Consider the following 20,884-nt stretch of genomic DNA (forward strand, 5'->3'; position numbering starts at 1 on the left):
ACTGAGCAATAACCAGCCAAATGTCACTGATTGAAAAAATCAACATCCTGTCCTCAGAGGCAATGCTAAGTAGTGCTCCGAAATATCAAAATCGGAGCGCATACGAAGCAGAAAATTTCAAATTTACTCAATGAAATTTACTTTTCTGATTTATCAGAACATCACTTCCCGATACAAAAACTTGAAAAAATCCGTCCAAGCAAATCATCAGACGTAAATTCTCCGGTGATTTCAGTCAATGCCTGTTGTGCCAACCGAAGTTCTTCCGCTAATAATTCCCCGGAACGAGCGAATACCAATTGTTGATGGCCTTCCTGCAAATGTTCTGCTGCGGTATTCAATGCCTGTAAATGACGGCGTCGTGCGAGGAACCCGCCTTCGGTATTACTGTTAAAGCCCATCGCTTCTTTGAGGTGATCACGCAGCAGATTAATTCCTTCATCTGCAAGAGCAGAAAGACGAATTAACGTGTAGCCATTAATTTCTGATATGCCGCTGGCTTCACCTGTCATATCTGTTTTATTACGGATAATCGTTACAGGCAGGGATTCTGGTAGCTTAGCCATAAATTCCGGCCAGATTTTTTCAGGTTCGATGGCATCCGTCGTCGTACTGTCTACCATAAACAACACGCGATCCGCCTGTTCGATTTCCTGCCATGCCCGCTCAATACCAATGCGTTCCACTTCATCGCTGGCTTCGCGCAAACCAGCAGTATCAATCACATGCAGGGGCATTCCATCAATATGAATATGTTCGCGTAAAACATCACGAGTTGTACCTGCAATATCCGTCACAATCGCTGCTTCACGCCCCGCCAGCGCATTCAGCAGGCTGGATTTACCTGCATTCGGGCGGCCAGCAATAACAACTTTCATCCCTTCACGCAACAGGCTACCCTGACGAGCCTGCGAACGAACCTGTTCAAGCTCCGCAATCACTTCATCCAGCTTGGCTTCTATCTTGCCATCAGAAAGAAAATCAATTTCTTCATCGGGAAAATCAATCGCTGCTTCAACATAGATGCGCAGGTTAGTCAGTTCTTCCACCATTTGGTGAACCTGATTGGAAAATGTTCCCTGTAGGGAGTTCATCGCAGAGCGCGCGGCCTGTTCAGAACTGGCATCAATCAGATCGGCAATCGCCTCAGCCTGCGCCAAATCAAGTTTATCGTTCAGGAAAGCACGTTCAGAAAACTCACCGGGATTAGCGATTCGCACACCGGAAATAGTCAGAATGCGTTTCAGTAGTAAATCAAGAATAACCGGGCCGCCGTGCCCCTGAAGTTCCAGTACGTCTTCACCCGTAAAGGAATTAGGGCCGGGGAAATAAAGGGCGATACCCTGATCTAAAACTGAGCTATCTACATCACGAAATGGCAGATAATCGGCATAGCGGGGTTTCGGGAGTTTCCCTAATACCACCTCAGCAACTGCCGCAGCTTTGGGACCAGAAATACGCAGGATACCAACACCACCTCGTCCCGGAGGGGTGGCCTGAGCAACTATCGTATCGGTGGTATTCATGGAATTCTCTCTTTTACCAATTTGCCAATAAATGGAAATAATAAAGGCGGCCAATGACCGCCTTCTACTTATTTTTTAAAAGACCCGTTTCTCAAGAAATTATTTCTTGGTCAGATCGATTTGCTTTTCTTTCTTCTCTTTCTTTTCGCGGGTATGCAGACCGCGTTTTTCCAGACTGCGGAAAATAACCTGCTGCTGGATAATGGTTACCAGGTTACTGACGATGTAGTACAGCACCAGACCAGATGGGAACCACAGGAAGAAAACAGTGAACACGACAGGCATGTAAGTCATGATCTTCTGCTGCATTGGGTCAGTAACCGTCGTTGGTGACAGTTTCTGGATCACAAACATAGTCACACCCATCAGCAATGGCAGAATGTAGTATGGATCCTGTGCAGACAGGTCATTAATCCAGCCGATAAATGGTGCATGGCGCAGTTCAACAGAGCCCATCAGCATATAATACAATGCAAGGAAGATTGGCATCTGAATAACCAGAGGTAAACAGCCGCCCAGCGGGTTTACTTTCTCTGTTTTGTACAACGCCATCATTTCCTGACTCATGCGCTGACGGTCGTCGCCATATTTCTCACGCATTGCAGTGATTTTCGGCTGCAACAGGCGCATCTTCGCCATAGAAGTGTATTGCGCTTTAGTCAGCGGGTACATGATACCACGCACGATAAAGGTAATAGCGATGATGGAGAAGCCCCAGTTACCAATGAACTCGTGCAGGAATTTCAGTAACTTGAACAGAGGCTGAGAAATAAACCACAACCAACCGTAATCAACTGTCAGATCCAGATGTGGTGCAACAGCAGCCATTTTATCCTGAATTTCAGGACCGACCCACAGAGTAGAAGCGATGTTCTGCTTACTATTTGGTGCAATATTGATGGTTTCACCTTTGTACCCGATAATCGCCATTTTCTGGTTTTTCAGGTCAATGGTGTAGAAATTGCTGGTTTTACCTTCTCCAGGAACCCACGCAGTGGCGAAATATTGCTGTAGCATCGCTACCCAGCCGCCTTGTGTGGTTACTGAAAGTGGTTTACTTTCAATTTCATCAAATTTGTATTTTTCGTATTTTTCTTGATCAGATGAGTAAGCCGCACCACGATAAGTATGCAGAGCAAAATTGCTGCTGCCGGTATCGCGATGTTTCGGCAGATCAACACTCTGCTTCAACTGACCGAAGAATGCCATCTGCAACGGCTTGTCAGTCACGTTATCAATGCTGTAATCAACAGAGACAGCATAGTTACCGCGTTTCAATACGAAAGTTTTGACATATACAACACCATCCGGCGCGGTATAAGTCATAGGAATACGCAACTCATCCTGACCTTCAGCCAAAACGTAGTTGTTCTGAGCAGCAGTATAAAGAGGACGTTCAGCCTGATTATCCGGGCCATTAGTGCCTGTTAAGCCACTTTGAGCCTGATAAGTAAATTCTGGGGTTGTTTCCAGAAGCTTGAACGGCATCTTGGAACCGAGGGTATCCGGATAGGCCAACAGGTCAGCCTCTTCGATATCACCACCACGGGTATTGATGTGCAACGAAAGCACATCCGTTTTCACGGTGATCAGTTTACCTTGCCCACTGACTGCTTCATTACTCAGCGTATTGGTTTGCTGCGAGACCTGTACTGTTGGTTGTGGGTTCTTATCATTCTCCCACGCCTGCCAGACCAGGAACGAAACAAACAGCAGAGCGATGAGAAGAAGATTGCGTTGCGAATCCATCGTTAATGTTCTCTGTTATCTTCGTTTTTTTTAGGTGGGACAGGATCATCACCACCTTCGTGTAAAGGGTGGCATTTTAATATGCGTTTCACCGTTAACCAACTGCCTTTCATCATGCCAAACCTACGCAGTGCCTCAATGCCATATTGGGAACAGGTAGGATTGAAACGACAACGAGGCCCCAGCAGTGGACTAATCACTAACTGATAACCTCTGATTAAAGCAATCAAGAGGCGCGAGCCAAGCGACAGTGACGACGCCATAATTTGCCCAACGTTTCCGTTAGCTCACGGTTATCAAGCTCAGCGACCCCTTTCCTCACCAAAATCACAAAATCCATTGACGGTAATTTATGTTGGTTTAAACGAAAACTTTCACGGGCTAATCGCTTAATACGATTTCGCTCATGGGCGCGTTTAACATTTTTTTTGGCGACGGTCAGACCGATACGGGGATGCCCCAGCTGATTAAGGCGTCCAAGAATCGTTATCTCTGCGGAACTTGCCCGTTGTGGCTGCTGGAAAACATAAGTGAAATGCTCGGGAGTTAACAAACGTAACTCCCTCGGAAAAGCGAGCTTAACCACGTGGAATGGTTAGCTTTATTACTTAGAAACAGTCAGACGAGCACGGCCTTTCGCACGACGGCGAGCCAGAACCTGACGACCATTTTTAGTGGCCATACGTGCGCGGAAGCCGTGAGTACGGTTACGCTTCAGTACGGATGGTTGAAAAGTGCGTTTCATAGCGATTTCTACCTAACTTAAAATTTGTAACTGATTCAGCAAATGCGTTGGCGACCAGTGGAAATAAGTAGACACCGATGCCTCAATCGCAACATCAATATATAGAAAGAGGCAGGATTGTAATAAAATGTACTACCCTTAGTCAATTCCAAGATGACGCGAGCCTGACCGCGTTTCAGCGGGCGCCAGACTTGTTGCTACCCAAAGTTTTTGCTATCTAAGGTGTTAATCCTGACTTCCACCAGCCACAGCCGGAAAAAATCGTTTGGCATCACACACAGGGTGCAAGATTATACGGACTGTGCAATAAAGCGCAAGGATCCTACACGGATCCTGCTATTTGAATAGTAATTATACTCTTGCTTTCCTTTTGAATTTTAAACGATAGCTAAATGGAATTTGCTATATACCATGATTCCACTACAGTATCTTCTATGGGCTTTATCTTCTCCGCGTACCAAAGCGTGGTGATCTCCCTGTGGATAAAAAGCATCAAAGCTGTGTAAAAGAATGAGGATTTATGTCGTCTTTTGCGTTATGATCACCGGTCACGATTCCGATCTCGCTGTACGGATCGTTGGGAGAGCGATGAAACTAGAAATCGCCACAAGGTACTGCGAGTCTTCTCATCGATAAATGTTCTCATCGGTAATATTTTTATCGAGAGCACCTTTATCGATAAAGAGTAATGCCTTGTGCCCAGTATAACGCATCTATTATTCCAGTTTCTTTTATTGGTCTTGTTTTAGGGGAGTTCGCCGTGTCACTTTCGCTTTGGCAGCAATGTCTTGCCCGATTGCAGGATGAGTTACCTGCCACAGAATTCAGTATGTGGATACGACCCCTTCAGGCAGAACTAAGTGATAACACTTTGGCTCTTTATGCACCCAACCGCTTTGTGCTGGATTGGGTCAGAGAGAAATATATAAATAATATCAATTTGTTATTAAATGATTTCTGTGGTCCTGAAGTACCGTTACTGCGTTTTGAAGTAGGTAATAAGCCTGTTTCAGCAAGCCAGTCTACATCTCAGAAAATCATTGCTGATATGCCGGTGGTTGCTGCTCCATCCAGTTTATCTGTACGCCCTAGCTGGGATAATGCAAAAGCGCAGCCTGAGTTATCTTATCGTTCGAATGTGAATCCAAAGCATACATTCGATAACTTTGTCGAAGGTAAATCCAACCAACTCGCCAGAGCCGCAGCCAGGCAAGTTGCCGATAATCCGGGCGGAGCTTATAACCCTCTGTTCCTGTATGGCGGCACTGGTTTAGGTAAAACCCACCTTTTACATGCTGTCGGTAACAGCATCATGGCGCGCAAAGCCAATGCAAAAGTGGTATACATGCACTCTGAACGGTTTGTTCAGGATATGGTTAAAGCTTTGCAGAACAATGCGATAGAAGAATTTAAACGCTATTATCGCTCAGTAGATGCCCTGCTTATCGATGATATTCAATTTTTCGCTAATAAAGAGCGATCCCAAGAAGAATTCTTTCATACGTTCAATGCCCTGCTGGAAGGTAATCAACAGATTATTCTGACATCAGATCGCTATCCAAAAGAGATTAATGGCGTTGAAGATCGGTTAAAATCCCGTTTTGGCTGGGGTCTGACCGTTGCCATAGAACCACCGGAGCTGGAAACCCGTGTTGCGATTCTGATGAAGAAAGCAGACGAAAACCAGATTCAGTTGCCGGGAGAAGTGGCCTTCTTTATAGCTAAACGCCTGCGATCCAACGTTCGTGAACTCGAAGGCGCTTTGAATCGGGTTATCGCTAATGCCAATTTTACGGGTCGGGCGATTACTATTGATTTTGTACGCGAAGCATTACGTGACTTATTGGCTCTACAGGAAAAGCTGGTAACGATTGATAATATTCAGAAAACGGTTGCTGAATATTACAAAATCAAAGTTGCCGATCTGCTTTCCAAGCGCCGTTCACGCTCCGTTGCCCGTCCAAGACAGATGGCAATGGCGCTGGCAAAAGAGCTGACAAACCACAGCTTGCCCGAAATCGGGGATGCCTTTGGTGGTCGTGACCATACTACGGTACTTCACGCATGTCGTAAAATCGAACAACTGCGTGAAGAGAGTCATGATATCAAAGAAGATTTTTCTAACTTAATCAGAACATTGTCTTCCTAGCGCTATGAAATTTATCATTGAACGTGAGCAATTATTAAAACCCCTGCAACAGGTCAGCAGCCCTTTAGGCGGCCGCCCTACCCTGCCTATTTTAGGTAATTTATTGTTGCAGGTGACAGAAGGCTCCCTGTTACTGACAGGTACAGATTTAGAAATGGAAATGAAGGCTCGGGTGACGCTCACTCAGCCACATGAACAGGGTGCGACCACCATTCCGGCGCGTAAATTCTTTGATATCTGGCGCGGGTTGCCTGACGGTGCCGAAATCAGCGTTGAGCTGGATGGTGATCGCATACTGGTTCGATCCGGCCGTAGCCGCTTTTCGCTCTCTACTCTGCCTGCTTCCGATTTCCCCAATCTGGATGACTGGCAAAGTGAAGTTGAATTCTCACTCCCGCAAGCAACACTGAAACGCCTGATTGAGTCTACCCAGTTCTCAATGGCGCATCAGGATGTTCGCTATTATCTGAACGGTATGCTGTTCGAAACTGAAGGGGAAGAACTGCGTACTGTTGCCACAGATGGCCACCGTCTGGCTGTCTGCTCCATGAATATTGGACAGAGTCTGCCTTCACACTCGGTGATTGTTCCACGTAAAGGCGTTATTGAATTGATGCGATTACTGGATGGCGGAGATAACCCGCTTCAATTGCAGATCGGCAGCAACAATATCCGCGCCCACGTTGGTGACTTCATATTTACATCAAAACTGGTTGATGGGCGTTTTCCTGACTATCGCCGTGTCCTGCCGAAAAATCCGGATAAGACACTGATAGCAAACTGTGACACGCTTAAGCAGGCATTTTCACGAGCAGCGATTTTATCCAACGAAAAATTTCGTGGGGTTCGCATCTACCTGAGCGAAAATCAGCTCAGAATTACTGCCAATAACCCGGAGCAGGAAGAAGCAGAAGAGATTGTTGATGTCAGCTATCAGGGCACGGAAATGGAAATCGGCTTTAATGTCAGCTACGTACTGGATGTTCTCAATGCACTGAAATGCGAGCAGGTAAGTTTGCTGCTGACGGATGCCACATCCAGTGTAAAAATAGAGAATTCAGCCAGCCAGGCCGCGACATATGTCGTGATGCCGATGCGCCTGTAAATAATACGCCTGTATATTAACTCATTGAACATGATTCTCTCGCGTTTATTGATCCGCGATTTTCGTAATATCGCCAATGCCGACCTGCCATTGGCGACGGGCTTTAATTTTCTGGTCGGGCCGAATGGCAGCGGAAAAACGAGCGTACTGGAATCCATTTACACATTGGGTCACGGGCGCGCTTTTCGTAGCATTCAGGCGGGAAGAGTCATCCGCCATGATAGTGAAGAATTCATTCTTCATGGAAGACTAGAACAGCAATCCCACGAGCGAACGTTATCCGTTGGGCTGAGCAAAAACCGTCAGGGTGACAGCAAAGTCAGAATAGATGGCAGTGATGGGCATAAAATTGCAGAGCTGGCGAAAATGCTGCCGATGCAGCTTATCACTCCGGAAGGTTTTACGTTGTTAAATGGCGGCCCGAAATACCGTCGGGCTTTTATCGACTGGGGTTGCTTTCATAATGAACCGCGTTTTTTTGCTGGCTGGGCTAATCTGAAAAGGTTGCTCAAACAACGGAATGCGGCATTACGGCAAGTCACCCGCTATAGCCAGATCCAGCATTGGGATCATGAGCTGGCACCATTGGCAACTCAGATAAGCCAATGGCGGGCTGAATATATTGCAGGTATTGCGGAAGATATTGAGAAAACCTGTAAACAGTTTTTACCTGAATTCACTCTCAATATCTCTTTTCAGCAGGGCTGGGACAAAGAGAGTGAATATGCAGAACTACTCGCGCGGCAGTTTGAGCGCGATAAAGCATTAACCTATACCGCATCCGGCCCCCACAAGGCCGATCTGCGGATCAGGGCAGACGGCACATCTGTAGAGGATATGCTCTCACGTGGTCAGCTTAAGTTACTGATGTGTGCTCTTAGGTTAGCGCAGGGTGAATATTTCACCCGACAGAGCGGGCAAAAATGCCTGTATCTGCTTGATGATTTTGCCTCTGAATTGGATGCCGGCCGTCGTAAGTTATTAGCCGAGCGTCTGAAATCTACGCAGGCTCAGGTGTTTGTCAGTGCCATTACACCCGAGCAGGTTGCAGACATGATTGACGTAAATAGCAGGATGTTTAGCGTAGAACATGGCAAAATATGCCCTATGGATTTCGAATTCAGCCAACAGAACGACGATTCGAAAGACGAAGGGTAAGAGGTTCAACCACAGGATTAAGATAAGCGAGAAACGTTGATGTCGAATACATATGACTCCTCAAGTATCAAGGTATTAAAAGGGCTGGATGCTGTTCGTAAACGTCCAGGCATGTATATCGGCGATACCGATGATGGTACTGGCCTGCACCACATGGTCTTCGAGGTTGTTGACAACGCTATCGACGAAGCCCTCGCAGGTCATTGTGACAAAATAGTTGTTACTATCCATGCAGATAACTCTGTTTCTGTACAGGATGATGGCCGCGGTATTCCTACCGGCATACACGAAGAAGAAGGTGTTTCAGCAGCGGAAGTCATCATGACCGTGCTGCATGCGGGGGGTAAGTTCGATGACAACTCCTATAAAGTTTCCGGCGGTCTGCATGGCGTAGGGGTTTCTGTTGTTAACGCCTTATCTGAAAAACTGGAACTGACTATCCGTCGTGACGGCAAAGTGCACGAACAGACTTACCAGCATGGGGTTCCACAGTCACCACTGAAAGTGGTCGGTGATACAGAACAAACGGGAACAACCGTGCGTTTCTGGCCTAGTATGGATACGTTCAAAGTTAACACCGAGTTCGAATACGATATTCTGGCAAAACGTCTGCGCGAATTGTCATTCCTGAACTCCGGTGTTTCCATCCGTTTAGTTGATAAACGTACCAATGCTGAAGATCTCTTCCATTACGAAGGCGGAATCAAGGCATTTGTTGAATACCTGAGCCGCAATAAAAACCCGATTCACCAGAATGTCTTCTATTTCTCCACCGAGAAAGACGGTATCGGTGTTGAAATTTCTATGCAATGGAATGACGGTTTTCAGGAAAATATTTACTGCTTCACCAACAACATTCCTCAGCGCGATGGGGGTACTCACTTAGTGGGCTTCCGTACCGCGATGACCCGTACCCTCAACAGTTACATGGATAAAGAGGGTTACAACAAAAAATCCAAAGTCAGCGCGACCGGTGATGATGCCCGTGAAGGCCTGATTGCCGTTATCTCGGTGAAAGTTCCGGATCCGAAGTTCTCTTCCCAGACCAAAGACAAGCTGGTTTCCTCTGAAGTGAAAACCGCCGTTGAAACGCTGATGAATGAGAAGCTGGTGGAATACCTGCTGGAAAACCCGAACGATGCCAAAACCGTTGTCGGTAAAATCATTGATGCAGCCCGTGCCCGTGAAGCAGCACGTAAAGCGCGTGAGATGACCCGCCGTAAAGGTGCTCTGGATTTAGCTGGTCTGCCGGGCAAACTGGCTGACTGTCAGGAACGTGATCCGGCTCACTCTGAACTCTACTTAGTGGAGGGTGATTCTGCGGGCGGTTCTGCAAAACAGGGGCGTAACCGTAAGAATCAGGCAATCCTGCCACTGAAAGGTAAGATCCTGAACGTTGAAAAAGCGCGTTTTGACAAAATGCTCTCTTCACAGGAAGTGGCAACCCTGATTACCGCACTGGGCTGTGGTATCGGCCGTGATGAGTACAACCCGGACAAACTGCGTTATCACAGCATTATCATCATGACCGATGCCGATGTTGATGGTTCCCATATCCGTACTCTGTTGCTGACATTCTTCTATCGCCAGATGCCTGAGATCATTGAGCGTGGTTATGTCTATATTGCCCAGCCACCACTGTACAAAGTGAAGAAAGGCAAACAAGAACAATACATCAAAGATGATGATGCAATGGAAGCGTATCAGATGTCCATCGCACTGGATGGCGCATCACTGTATACCAATCCACATGCTCCGGCTCTGAAAGGTGAAGCACTGGAACAGCTGGTCACTGAATTCAATGCCGCGCAAAAAATCATCAAACGTATGGAGCGTTTGTATCCTCAGGCGTTACTGAGCAATCTGGTCTATCATCCGAAACTGACAGAAGATACCTTAACCGATCAGACCAAAGTGGAAGAGTGGGTCAGTGCCCTGACTATTCGCCTGAATGATAAAGAGCAGCATGGCAGCACTTACAGCTATCAGATCCATGAAAACCGCGAACGTCAGGTTTATGAGCCGGTTCTGTGTATCCGTACCCACGGTGTTGATACCAACTACAATCTGGATTTCGATTTCATTCATGGTGGCGAATACCGTCGCATCAGCAAACTGGGTGAATTGATCAGCAACCTAATTGAAGAAGGTGCTTACATTGAACGTGGTGAGCGCCGTCAGCCTGTGAGCAGCTTTGAACAAGCGCTGGAATGGCTGAGCAAAGAATCACGCCGCGGTCTTTCTATTCAGCGCTATAAAGGTCTGGGAGAAATGAACCCTGAGCAATTGTGGGAAACCACGATGAACCCGGAAACCCGCCGTATGATGCGTGTTACTGTGAAAGATGCCATTGCAACGGATCAACTGTTCACCACCCTGATGGGCGATGCGGTTGAACCTCGCCGTGCATTTATCGAAGAGAATGCGCTGAAAGCAGCGAATATTGATATTTAATATTCATCTATTAACCCAGATAACAACCGTTATCTGGGTTAATGATATAAAAACCCCTACCAATCTGTTATTTCCAGTAAAATTAAAAAACATCAGAATAGATAAACCCCTTCTCAATAAAAAAATGATAATAGTGGATTTTATTTATCCACTATAAAATGAAATCATAATGGATGAAACAATTTAAGCATTCACTGATCATCATGATCTTAATTAATATTCTTCCAATTCTTATTTTTGGAAGATTTGTATTTAGTAGTCACCGCCAATATTATCATTCATCGATTCTATTGGCGGGTTAATCCAATTATCACCTTGGATGATTAAATCACTTCTACAACAAAATACGCAACATACGGCGAAGTGGCTCCGCCGCTCCCCACAATAGCTGATCACCAACCGTAAAGGCTGACAGATATTCAGGCCCCATATTCAGCTTACGCAGGCGTCCTACAGGTGTATTCAAAGTCCCTGTCACTGCAGCCGGTGTTAATTCACGCATTGTTAGTTCACGATCATTCGGAATAACGCGAACCCACTCATTATGGGAGGCCAGCAGCGTCTCAATTTCGTGGATCGGGATATCTCGTTTCAGTTTCAGGGTAAATGACTGACTATGGCAGCGCAATGCGCCAACGCGGACACACAGACCATCAACCGGAATAACATTGTTACCTGTGTTCAGGATCTTGTTAGTTTCCGCCTGACCTTTCCACTCTTCGCGGCTCTGGCCATTTTCCAACTGCTTATCAATCCACGGGATCAAACTTCCCGCCAGCGGAACACCAAATTGATCTGTCGGCAACGTGCCACTGCGAGTAAAGTCTGTAACGCGCTTTTCAATATCCAAAATAGCAGAAGCCGGATTTTGCAGTTCACCCGCAACCTGATTGTGCAGCATACCCATTTGCGTCAATAGTTCGCGCATATGACGAGCACCACCGCCGGAAGCGGCCTGATAAGTTGAAACTGACGCCCACTCAATCAAGTTATTAGCAAACAAACCACCCAATGACATCAACATCAGGCTGACAGTACAGTTACCACCAACAAACGTTTTAATGCCTTTATTCAGGCTGTCCTGAATGTGCTGATGGTTAACAGGATCAAGGATAATGACTGCATCATCATTCATACGCAGTGCAGAAGCTGCATCAATCCAATACCCTTGCCAGCCCGTTGCTCTCAGTTTAGGGTAAATGTTATTGGTATAATCTCCCCCCTGACAGCTGATAATAATATCCAGTGCTTTGAGTGCTTCAAGATCAAAAGCATCCTGCAATACACCTGATTTACCTGTAAATTCCGGCGCTGCTTGCCCGTGTTGGGAAGTGGTAAAGAAGACGGGGTTAATCTCATTAAAATCCCCTTCCTCGATCATCCTCTGCATCAATACTGAACCAACCATGCCACGCCAGCCGATAAAACCTACATTTTTCATCATCTTTACCCTGTCTTAAAAAAGTCGTTGTCAGCACCCCTGACACCACTAAAGCTGACAAAATATGTGAAAAGGTGCAAGTAAATTTATGCACTACAGGGATAACAGTTTTGTGATGTTAAGCACCATTTTTTACAGCTCATCTTAGTTCTTTTTCAGCCAGTATAATTAGCTATCGAAAAATGATTAATTAACTTATAATTTATATTATTAATTATATCAAATGATATTCCGTTCTGAATTTACATCTTAAATACCCTTACACTTATTTTTATTTCCATACAGAATAACAACCAATCAAGAAAATAAATTATTTTATCCTTCACTATAAAAATATAAATAAATAACAATTTTCAATTATTACAATAAGATTGAAAAAAACCATCTCTTCCTCTATTCAGTTATTTTGAAAACTGATTTAATTGAGTATTATTAAAAATTATTATCATCCAGAGATAGCATTCCAATGGAGCTTTTTTTACAAAACTGCTTAGCTTTCCCGGTGGTTATTTTCAGCGGGCTATTACTTATTGTTTTATTTTATTGGATTTGTGCTGCTTTTGGCTTATTAGACATTGATATTCTTAATATCGATGTAGATGGTTTCGATGCCTCTGATGCTTCTGTTCTGGCTGGATGGTTAACAAAACTTGGCCTGAGCGGAATTCCCGTCACCATTATTATCACTCTGATTACTCTGATCGGCTGGCCTCTGGGCTATTTCAGCGAACATTTAATGCTGCGTTTCATTGAAACTGATTTAATCCGTTACTTACTTGGTACAGTGGCGCTGTTTATCGTTGGTTTTATTGCCCTATTACTGACAACCATGCTCCTGCGCCCGTTACAACCGAAACTCGCCAAACTTAATCGTTCCAACAGTGTTGATAATTTAATCGGGAAAATCGCTGAAGTCCGTTCTCCCATAGTCACCGAACAACGGGGCGAAGCACTGATGAATAACAATGGTGCCAGCCTTATCTTGCAGATTCGTGCGCCAGAAAGTGATGGCATTGTCCGCGGGGATCGTGTCGTCCTTATTAGCTACGACGCCACAACGAACAGCTATTCCGTTGTCAGTGAAGATGAATTCAGATTGTGACAACGTTCTTGCTACTAAACCCAGTATCGTAAATTTTGCTATCTGACATGCCTCACTCTACATTCCGGTCATGGATGAATAGCAGCTTAAACTCCGGGGAATTACGTTAACCCCGAACAGGTTTGCTCGACAATGTTTGCCCTAAAACAAAATGGAGAAACACATACACATGTCAGATATTAACTTGGCTGATTTCATGCCTTTCCTGATAATTATTGCGACAATTATTATCGTCATTCTGGGTTTCTTTGGGCTTTTCAAAGCGTTTTATATCAAAGTCCCACAGGGAACCGCCCTGATCGTTAACGATATGTCAGCTCAGCCCAAAGTGCATTTCACCGGTGCACTGGTCTATCCCGTTATTTATAAGAAAGAATTTATGCGCATCTCCCTGCTGACGCTGGAAGTGGATCGTCGGGGTAAAGATGGCCTGATCTGTAAAGATAACCTGCGTGCAGACATTACGGTTGCTTTCTATCTGCGCGTCAATGAAACCACGGAAGATGTCCTGAAAGTGGCAAAATCTATCGGTGTTGAGCGCGCATCTGACCATAACGCAGTCAACGCCCTGTTTAGCGCAAAATTCTCAGAAGCCCTGAAAACGGTTGGTAAACAATTCGAACTATCAAAACTGTTTGAAGACCGCCAGAACTTCCGCGACCGTATTGTTGATGTGATCGGCAAAGATTTAAATGGTTATGCTCTGGAAGACGTTGCCATCGATTATCTGGAACAAACGCCGAAAAATTCGCTGGACCCGAACAATATTTTCGATGCCGAAGGTATCCGTAAGATCACTGAAATTACGGCAATTCATAATATTGAAACCAACCAGAAAGAGCGGGATCAGGAACTGGCTATCCAGAAGAAAAACGTGGAAACCCGCGAAGCCAGCCTTGCTTTAGAGCGCCAACAGGCTGATGCCGAAGCCCGCCAGAAACGTGAAATTGAAAGCATTCGTGCCCGTGAAACAGCCGAAACCCTGAAAGTCAAAGAAGAAGAGCGTCTGAAAGCAGAGCAGGCCCGTATTCAGACCCAACAGGAAATTGAAATTCGCGAAGAGAACCGCCTGCGTGAAGTGGAGGTGGCGCAACAAAACCGCGAACGGGCCGTAATCATTGAGATGGAAAAGGTCACTCGCGCGCAAGAGCTGGAAATTGTCTCCCGCGAGCGTGAAGTCGAACTCCAGCGCATCGAAAAAGAGAAAGCACTGGAAGAAGAGCGCAAAAATATCTCCAACGTCATTCGTGAACGTGTCGCAGTAGAAAAAACCGTTGCGCAGGAAGAAGAGCGTATTAAAGAAGTCCGCATGATTTCTGAGGCTGATCGCAAGAAACAAATCACCATTATTGATGCTCAGGCCAAGGCAGAGCAGGAGCTGGTTCGGCAGGTGAAACAGGCCGAAGCGGATGAGAACAGTGCAAAATACAAAGCACTGGAAATCAGCACCATGGCACAGGCAGAACTCGAAGCCGCCGCTAAACAGTCTGAAGCGAAAAAACGGATGGCTGAAGGTATTGAAGCGGAAGAAGCGGCTCTGGGTCTGGCTGAAGCCCGTATTCGTCAGGCTAAAGCTGAAGCAGAAGAGAAAGAAGGTCTGGTTCAGGCCAATATCATTGCCGAGAAATTACTGGCAGAAGCTCGTGGTACACAGGAAAAAGGTCTGGCTGAAGCGCGGGTCATGGAAGCTCAGGCTGATGCCTCTGAAAAACAAGGGCTGGCAGAAGCTAAAGTTCTGGAAGAGAAACTGTCAGCTCAGGCTCGTGGTGACGAGCAGCAAGCTCACGCCAAAGAAAAACTGGGTCTGGTGGATGCCAAAGTACTGGAAGAAAAACTGACAGCACAGGCTCGCGGTGAAGGCCAGCTGGGTACAGCACAGGCTGAAGTTATCCGCCAGCGCCTGAAAGCAGAAGCTGATGGTCTGACCGATAAATTCACTGCCATGGGCAACCTTAACGATACTGCCCGTGATCACGAAGAATTCCGTATGCGTCTTGAGAAAGACTTTGAGCAGGCCATGTCTGCCATTGCCGCCAATAAAGAGATCGCCAAGGAACAGGCAGAAGTGCTGGCAGCCGCGCTCAGCAAAACTAACATTGATATCGTGGGTGGCGACGGTAGTTTCTTCAATACCTTCTCCAAAGCGCTTACTGTCGGCAAAGCCATTAATGGCGTGGTGGACAAAAGCCCATTAGTCAAATCAGCCGTTGATAAGCTGCTGACGGGTAAAGGCGATAAAGGCATTGTAGAAAAATTTGTGGAAAAAGAAGTCGGTGAGAAAAAACTGGATTTCAACGCCCTGCTACAAAATCCGGAAGTCCAGTCTCTGGTCAATATGTTCAGTGGCAGTCAAAAAGATCAGACGCCAAAAAACCCGAATAAAGATAATTCCGAAGAGTAATCAGTCATACCCACCGGCATAGCAACTATGCCGGTGGGTAATTATATGCCCTGAAACCCGAATTAATCTCATAAAGCAAGGAAACACTTACGCCATGTCAGATAGCCAACTGAATGATAATCAAGTAAACACCCGCGAACAGGAATTGTTGGATAACGCCGTCGCTGAAGGTGGAGCCTATGATATCTTACGCAATCGTCTGTCTGAACAAGGCCAGCAGCTACACGAAAAAGTCAGCCTGCTGAATAGCCGCCGTCTGGAAGAATTTGGCAAAAATCAGACAGATATTATTGGTCGTATCCGTATCCGCACAGAAAATAACTGCGTTGCTAGGGATATTGTCCGCGTCGGTGACTGGCTACTGTTTGGCTACAATGTTTTCCTTGGCTTGAAAAAAGAAACGCGGGTCGAAGATGTTTTCTCCCTGTACAAACTAAAAAAAGAAAATGATGAATATGATGTTGAATCCGTCCCGTTATCGGGCACGTTTCTTAACATCACCAGCTTTGTGCAGGATTTCCACGAACTCTATACCTACTATAAAAACACCCAATTACTGGAACTGGTTGAGCGGGATGGCAAACTCCTTGCCAGTTTCCAGATTGGTGAGCGTATCACCGATATCCGCGTATTCCGCTGGGCAATCTCCAGCGATAAAACCGAAATCAGGTACATCGATAATCGCGGTGAACGTGATATTGCCCTGCCTCCGGCCTATGATTTTGAATGGCAGCGAACAACACGGGAAAATACCGTTCATGGTCGCTATCCACATATGAACATTCTCGATACGGTATTTGTGGAAACGATTGGTGGCGATCTGACCATCAAATGTGAAAACAATACCGAAGATGGGTTGGGTATTTATCGGGAAGCGGTGTTGGATAAAACCCAATCACTGGATGATGCGCAGATCGAATATGCTCAGACAGGCAGTCTGGTCTTGCTGAAAATTCTGCCTTATCGCGAGGATACATGGCGTTATCTGGTTTACAACACGCTGACTCAGACGGTACAACGCATTGATGCCATTGGATTAGCTTGTATTCAGCTACCGGAAGATCACGGTATTATTTTCCCCGGTGGCTACTATCTGCAAAACGGCGAGTACAAAACCTTTGATCAGCCCATGGACGGAATGCGTTTCAGGCGGGTTCGCCGCTCCCCGAATGGCGAAGATGTTATGTATATCTTCTATGAGCCAAAACTCGGTCGGCTGGCACTGTTCAATTACAACCTGATCGAACGTAAGCTACAAAACCCGCTGTTCGGGCACGGTTATGCCATGCTGGAAGATGGCCAGATGGTACTGTTCGAAGGCCAGTCAGATGAGCCAACACGCATCCATCCGATGCAAATCTGGCAAACCCCTTTCTATTCTGATGAATATGCCGCCCGCCAACCGGCAAAAAACAGCTTTCTGGGACGTATCGGCAATGCTGAACTGGTGCGGGGAATTTCCGATCTTTACCATATAGCTAAGGAAATTGAACAACAGCAGATCTCTTCTCAGCTTTATGAAAAACTTTGTCAGGATACCCGCCGTCTGGTGGATATCTACTATTGGCTAAGTGACGAACAGAGCCTGCATATTGCAGCACTTCTCAAAGAGATCGCCAATACCGGCGAACGCGTATTGGATGAATACGAAAAAGTCGAAAGTATTCGTCGTCAATCCGTCCGGGCGATGAATGAGGCCACATCGCATCAAAAAGAGCTGATGATTGCCATGCTGCCGGAAAGCTGGACTGAAACTCAGCAATATATTGATGCCTTAAACAACCTGAGTATCCAGCGTGGTCACTTAATTACCCTGCGTGACCACCGTTATATTGACCTCGTCCGCCTTGATGAAATGGAAGCACAACTGGCTGACAGTCAACAACGTATTTCACTGGCAACCGCAGATTTCCTCGCCAGCAACAAAGCATTACAGCCTTTCAATCAACAGTTACAAATACTGGATAAGCAAATACAAGAAGCGGCTAACAGCGCCCAATTGACAGAACCATTGGCGGGCATGGAGAAAATGTCAGCCGATCTGGATATACTGTCAAACCTGATGGCTTCACTGAAATTTGAAGATACAACCCAGCAAACGCATATTATTGAATCCATCTCTGAAATTTACGCCCTGCTGAATCAGGCCAAAGCCAGACTGCAACAGCGCCGCAAAGAAAAAGGCGCTGTTGAATCCGTCGCACAATTTAGTGCTCAATTTAAATTGTTCAGTCAGGGGATCACCAACGCCCTGACACTTTCCACTGACCCCGAACGTTGTGAAGAACAACTCTCACGCCTGTTAGTTCAGCTGGAAGAACTTGAAAGCCAGTTCAGTGACCACGATGAATTCCTGAATGACATTCTGGATAAACGCGAAGAGTTGCTGGAAACATTTGAAACGCACAAACAATCACTGCTGGATGAGCGCCAGCGCAAAGCTCAGAATTTACAGGTTGCAGCAGAACGCTTACTGGACAGCATCAATCGCAGAACAGCCAAATTTTCTTCTCTTGATGAACTGAACGCCTTCTTTGCTGCTGATACTCTGTCGCTGAAAGCCCGTGAAATTATCGGGCGTCTGCGTGATCTGAAAGACAGTGTTAAAGCGGATGATATTGATGCCAAATTCAGGGCCGCACACGATCAGGCGATCCGCAGCCTGCGGGATAAAAAGGATATCTACGAAGATGGCGGCAATATTATCAAACTTGGGCCTCGTCACCGTTTCAGTGTTAATACACAGGAACTGGATCTGACCATCCTGCCACGAGGCGACAAATTATATCTGCATTTAACCGGTACAGATTATCAGGAGCCGATAAACAGCCCGGAACTTGAATCGTTGAAACCCTACTGGGCGATTTCCCTTGAATCTGAATCCCCCTCAGTCTATCGGGCAGAATACCTTGCTTATTCACTTATCTACGCAGCCAGCAAAGAGCAGGCCGGATTAACACTGGATGGGCTAAAATCCCTGATTAGCCAGCCGGATATGCTGGAAAAAACCGTACGTGATTTTGCCGCTCCCCGTTATAAAGAAGGGTATGAAAAAGGGATTCATGATCATGATGCCATCGCCATTCTGCGCAAACTCATTCCTGTAGGGGAAAGTGCCGATCTTCTTCGTTTCAATCCCCATGCCAGAGCGATTGCTGTTCTGTTCTGGGAGCAAGTTCAGCAAGAAAAACAGCCATCTTTGTGGCCGGAACGCGCTCGCACCTGCACCAATATTTATCAACTGTTCCGTAATGATGCCGGTTTACGGGATCTGGAAGCCGAAATAGAAGCAGAAATAAGCCTGTTCCTTGAACGCCATCCAATCAGGTGTGAACCCTATCAACAAACACAAGCCGCTGAATATCTGTGTCTGGCGCTGAGTCGCATGACAGTAGAATTTACTTTCAGTAAATATGCCCGAACCTTGCTGGAAGGCCTGCAATCTGCGCTGGAAAAAGCGCATATGTGGGGTGATTTCATTCACTCACAGCAGAATCTCGGCCAGCGCTTTGCTCAACGCTGGACGCTGGTGGAGAACTGGCTGAACGGGCTTTGCTCCTTAGCTGAGTTTGCACCACTAAAAGATTATATTTCGGAAGCTGTCGCCCTGACCGTACTGGATAAATCACTTAACGTGCGCTTCAGTGAAGTCGATCTGCACTTTACTGTCACCAATTTAATTGGCGAACATCCTTCCATCATTAACCAGACGCTGACGCTCAGCCTTGATGACTATTTCGGCCGCATGAGAAAACAGCGCAAGGTATTTATCCCCGCTTATCATCATTATCAGGAATTACGTCAGGGTGTCCTGAATCAGCAGCGCCAATCCCTAAAGCTGCATGAATTCAAGGCCCGACCACTGAGTTCATTTGTCCGCAATAAACTGATCAACGATGTTTATCTGCCATTAATCGGCGATAATCTTGCTAAACAAATTGGAGCTGTCGGAGAAGGTAAAAGAACAGATCTGATGGGAATGTTGTTGATGATCTCCCCACCGGGCTACGGTAAAACCACCCTAATGGAATACATCGCTAACCGTCTTGGCCTGATCTTCATGAAGATTAACGCTCCGGCATTAGGGCATGATGTACTATCACTCGATCCGGCTCAGGCACCGAATGCTACAGCTCGTCAGGAACTGGAAAAGCTGAATCTGGCACTGGAAATGGGCAATAACGTGATGCTGTATATTGATGATATTCAGCATACCAATCCTGAATTTCTGCAAAAATTTATTTCCTTGTGTGACGGAACGCGGCGTATAGAAGGTGTCTGGAAAGGTAAAACCAAAACTTACGATATGCGCGGTAAAAAATTCTGCGTCGTTATGTCCGGTAACCCCTATACCGAATCCGGTGAGCTATTCAAAATCCCTGATATGCTGGCAAACCGTGCCGATATTTATAACCTCGGTGAAGTACTGGGAGGTATGGAAGAAGCCTTCACGCTGAGCTATATCGAAAACAGCCTGACTTCAAATCCGGTATTGGCTCCGCTGGCATTACGCGATATGAACGATCTTTACCTGTTTATCGATAAAGCAATGGGCAAGTCCTTCTCCGGCAATGCCTTAAGTTACCCATATAGTGATGCTGAAATTACTGAAATTGTCGCAATCCTTGAACGGCTGTTAATCATGAGAAGTGTCGTTTTCAAAGTTAACCAGCAATATATTGCCAGTGCCGCCCAGTCAGACAAATACCGGACAGAACCACCGTTCAAACTACAGGGCAGTTACCGCAATATGAATAAACTCAGTGAAAAAGTTTCTGCGGTCATGAATGAAGCTGAAATACAGCGCATTCTGGATGATCACTATCTGGGAGAAGCACAACTACTGACCAGTGGAGCAGAAGAAAACTTACTTAAACTGGCCGAACTTCGTGGCACCCTGACACCAGAAGAAGAACTGCGCTGGCAGCAGATAAAGCGTGATTTTATGCGCAATAAAGCATTGGGTGGCGATAACGCTGATGTAGGCGATCGGGTTGTAGCTCAGCTTGCTGATTTGGTTGAGAGTGTTCAGGCATTAGGGCATAACTAAAAAG

Annotated in this window: 13 protein-coding genes; 7 read left to right on the forward strand and 6 right to left on the reverse strand. The window is 46.1% G+C overall.

Annotation, left to right across the window (positions count from 1 at the left end):
• Positions 1-161: 161 nt before the first annotated feature.
• The 5 genes from mnmE to rpmH form a co-directional block, all read right to left on the reverse strand.
• Positions 162-1,526, reverse strand: coding sequence for a tRNA uridine-5-carboxymethylaminomethyl(34) synthesis GTPase MnmE (gene mnmE / locus AACS92_RS03960; RefSeq protein WP_099110049.1), 1,365 nt, complete (start codon positions 1,524-1,526; stop codon positions 162-164).
• A 99-nt stretch (positions 1,527-1,625) separates the two neighbouring features.
• Entirely contained in the window at positions 1,626-3,275 is a 1,650-nt protein-coding gene (gene yidC / locus AACS92_RS03965) for a membrane protein insertase YidC (RefSeq protein WP_099110050.1), read from the reverse strand.
• A 2-nt stretch (positions 3,276-3,277) separates the two neighbouring features.
• Positions 3,278-3,538 carry a membrane protein insertion efficiency factor YidD gene (yidD, locus tag AACS92_RS03970; RefSeq protein WP_086954857.1) on the reverse strand — a complete coding sequence of 87 codons (261 nt, stop codon included), beginning with the start codon at positions 3,536-3,538 and terminating at the stop codon, positions 3,278-3,280.
• Positions 3,502-3,861, reverse strand: coding sequence for a ribonuclease P protein component (gene rnpA / locus AACS92_RS03975; RefSeq protein WP_099110051.1), 360 nt, complete (start codon positions 3,859-3,861; stop codon positions 3,502-3,504). The genes yidD and rnpA overlap by 37 nt, the downstream gene beginning before the upstream one ends.
• A gap of 18 nt (positions 3,862-3,879) precedes the next feature.
• Entirely contained in the window at positions 3,880-4,020 is a 141-nt protein-coding gene (gene rpmH, locus AACS92_RS03980; protein WP_038267117.1) for a 50S ribosomal protein L34, read from the reverse strand.
• A gap of 760 nt (positions 4,021-4,780) precedes the next feature.
• Between rpmH and dnaA the strand changes: the two genes are divergently transcribed.
• From dnaA to gyrB, 4 genes are read left to right on the forward strand one after another with little or no spacing between them, the layout of a single operon-like run.
• Positions 4,781-6,169, forward strand: a complete 1,389-nt coding sequence (dnaA, locus tag AACS92_RS03985; RefSeq protein WP_099110102.1) for a chromosomal replication initiator protein DnaA — start codon at positions 4,781-4,783, stop codon at positions 6,167-6,169.
• 4 nt (positions 6,170-6,173) lie between these two features.
• Positions 6,174-7,274 carry a DNA polymerase III subunit beta gene (dnaN, locus tag AACS92_RS03990; protein ID WP_099110052.1) on the forward strand — a complete coding sequence of 367 codons (1,101 nt, stop codon included), beginning with the start codon at positions 6,174-6,176 and terminating at the stop codon, positions 7,272-7,274.
• A 30-nt stretch (positions 7,275-7,304) separates the two neighbouring features.
• On the forward strand, positions 7,305-8,432 hold the full coding sequence (recF, locus tag AACS92_RS03995) for a DNA replication/repair protein RecF (protein ID WP_099110053.1): 1,128 nt from the start codon (positions 7,305-7,307) through the stop codon (positions 8,430-8,432).
• 39 nt (positions 8,433-8,471) lie between these two features.
• Positions 8,472-10,886 (forward strand): DNA topoisomerase (ATP-hydrolyzing) subunit B, encoded by a 2,415-nt coding sequence (gene gyrB / locus AACS92_RS04000; RefSeq protein WP_099110054.1) that lies wholly within the window; start codon positions 8,472-8,474, stop codon positions 10,884-10,886.
• A 334-nt stretch (positions 10,887-11,220) separates the two neighbouring features.
• Here the strand turns inward: gyrB and asd are convergent, their stop codons facing one another.
• Positions 11,221-12,327 (reverse strand): aspartate-semialdehyde dehydrogenase, encoded by a 1,107-nt coding sequence (gene asd, locus AACS92_RS04005; protein ID WP_099110055.1) that lies wholly within the window; start codon positions 12,325-12,327, stop codon positions 11,221-11,223.
• 466 nt (positions 12,328-12,793) lie between these two features.
• On the opposite strand from asd, the gene AACS92_RS04010 reads away from it, so the two are divergent.
• The 3 genes from AACS92_RS04010 (at position 12,794) to AACS92_RS04020 (ending at position 20,880) form a co-directional block, all read left to right on the forward strand.
• Complete coding sequence (locus AACS92_RS04010; protein WP_099110056.1) at positions 12,794-13,429, forward strand: NfeD family protein; 636 nt, start codon at positions 12,794-12,796, stop codon at positions 13,427-13,429.
• A 178-nt stretch (positions 13,430-13,607) separates the two neighbouring features.
• Positions 13,608-15,830, forward strand: coding sequence for a flotillin family protein (locus AACS92_RS04015; RefSeq protein ID WP_099110103.1), 2,223 nt, complete (start codon positions 13,608-13,610; stop codon positions 15,828-15,830).
• 94 nt (positions 15,831-15,924) lie between these two features.
• Positions 15,925-20,880, forward strand: a complete 4,956-nt coding sequence (locus AACS92_RS04020) for a DNA repair ATPase (protein ID WP_099110057.1) — start codon at positions 15,925-15,927, stop codon at positions 20,878-20,880.
• The last annotated feature ends 4 nt before the right edge of the window (positions 20,881-20,884 follow it).

The sequence above is a fragment of the Xenorhabdus sp. KJ12.1 genome, assembly GCF_963876495.1.
GTDB classification, from domain to species: domain Bacteria; phylum Pseudomonadota; class Gammaproteobacteria; order Enterobacterales; family Enterobacteriaceae; genus Xenorhabdus; species Xenorhabdus stockiae.

Excerpts from the sequence above, each read along its gene's own strand:
- gyrB (WP_099110054.1), top strand. The coding sequence starts at position 8,472 with ATGTCGAATACATATGACTCCTCAAGTATCAAGGTATTAAAAGGGCTG.
- rpmH (WP_038267117.1), bottom strand. The coding sequence starts at position 4,020 with ATGAAACGCACTTTTCAACCATCCGTACTGAAGCGTAACCGTACTCAC.
- yidC (WP_099110050.1), bottom strand. The coding sequence starts at position 3,275 with ATGGATTCGCAACGCAATCTTCTTCTCATCGCTCTGCTGTTTGTTTCG.
- asd (WP_099110055.1), bottom strand. The coding sequence starts at position 12,327 with ATGAAAAATGTAGGTTTTATCGGCTGGCGTGGCATGGTTGGTTCAGTA.
- dnaN (WP_099110052.1), top strand. The coding sequence starts at position 6,174 with ATGAAATTTATCATTGAACGTGAGCAATTATTAAAACCCCTGCAACAG.
- yidD (WP_086954857.1), bottom strand. The coding sequence starts at position 3,538 with ATGGCGTCGTCACTGTCGCTTGGCTCGCGCCTCTTGATTGCTTTAATC.
- AACS92_RS04010 (WP_099110056.1), top strand. The coding sequence starts at position 12,794 with ATGGAGCTTTTTTTACAAAACTGCTTAGCTTTCCCGGTGGTTATTTTC.
- recF (WP_099110053.1), top strand. The coding sequence starts at position 7,305 with ATGATTCTCTCGCGTTTATTGATCCGCGATTTTCGTAATATCGCCAAT.
- AACS92_RS04020 (WP_099110057.1), top strand. The coding sequence starts at position 15,925 with ATGTCAGATAGCCAACTGAATGATAATCAAGTAAACACCCGCGAACAG.
- mnmE (WP_099110049.1), bottom strand. The coding sequence starts at position 1,526 with ATGAATACCACCGATACGATAGTTGCTCAGGCCACCCCTCCGGGACGA.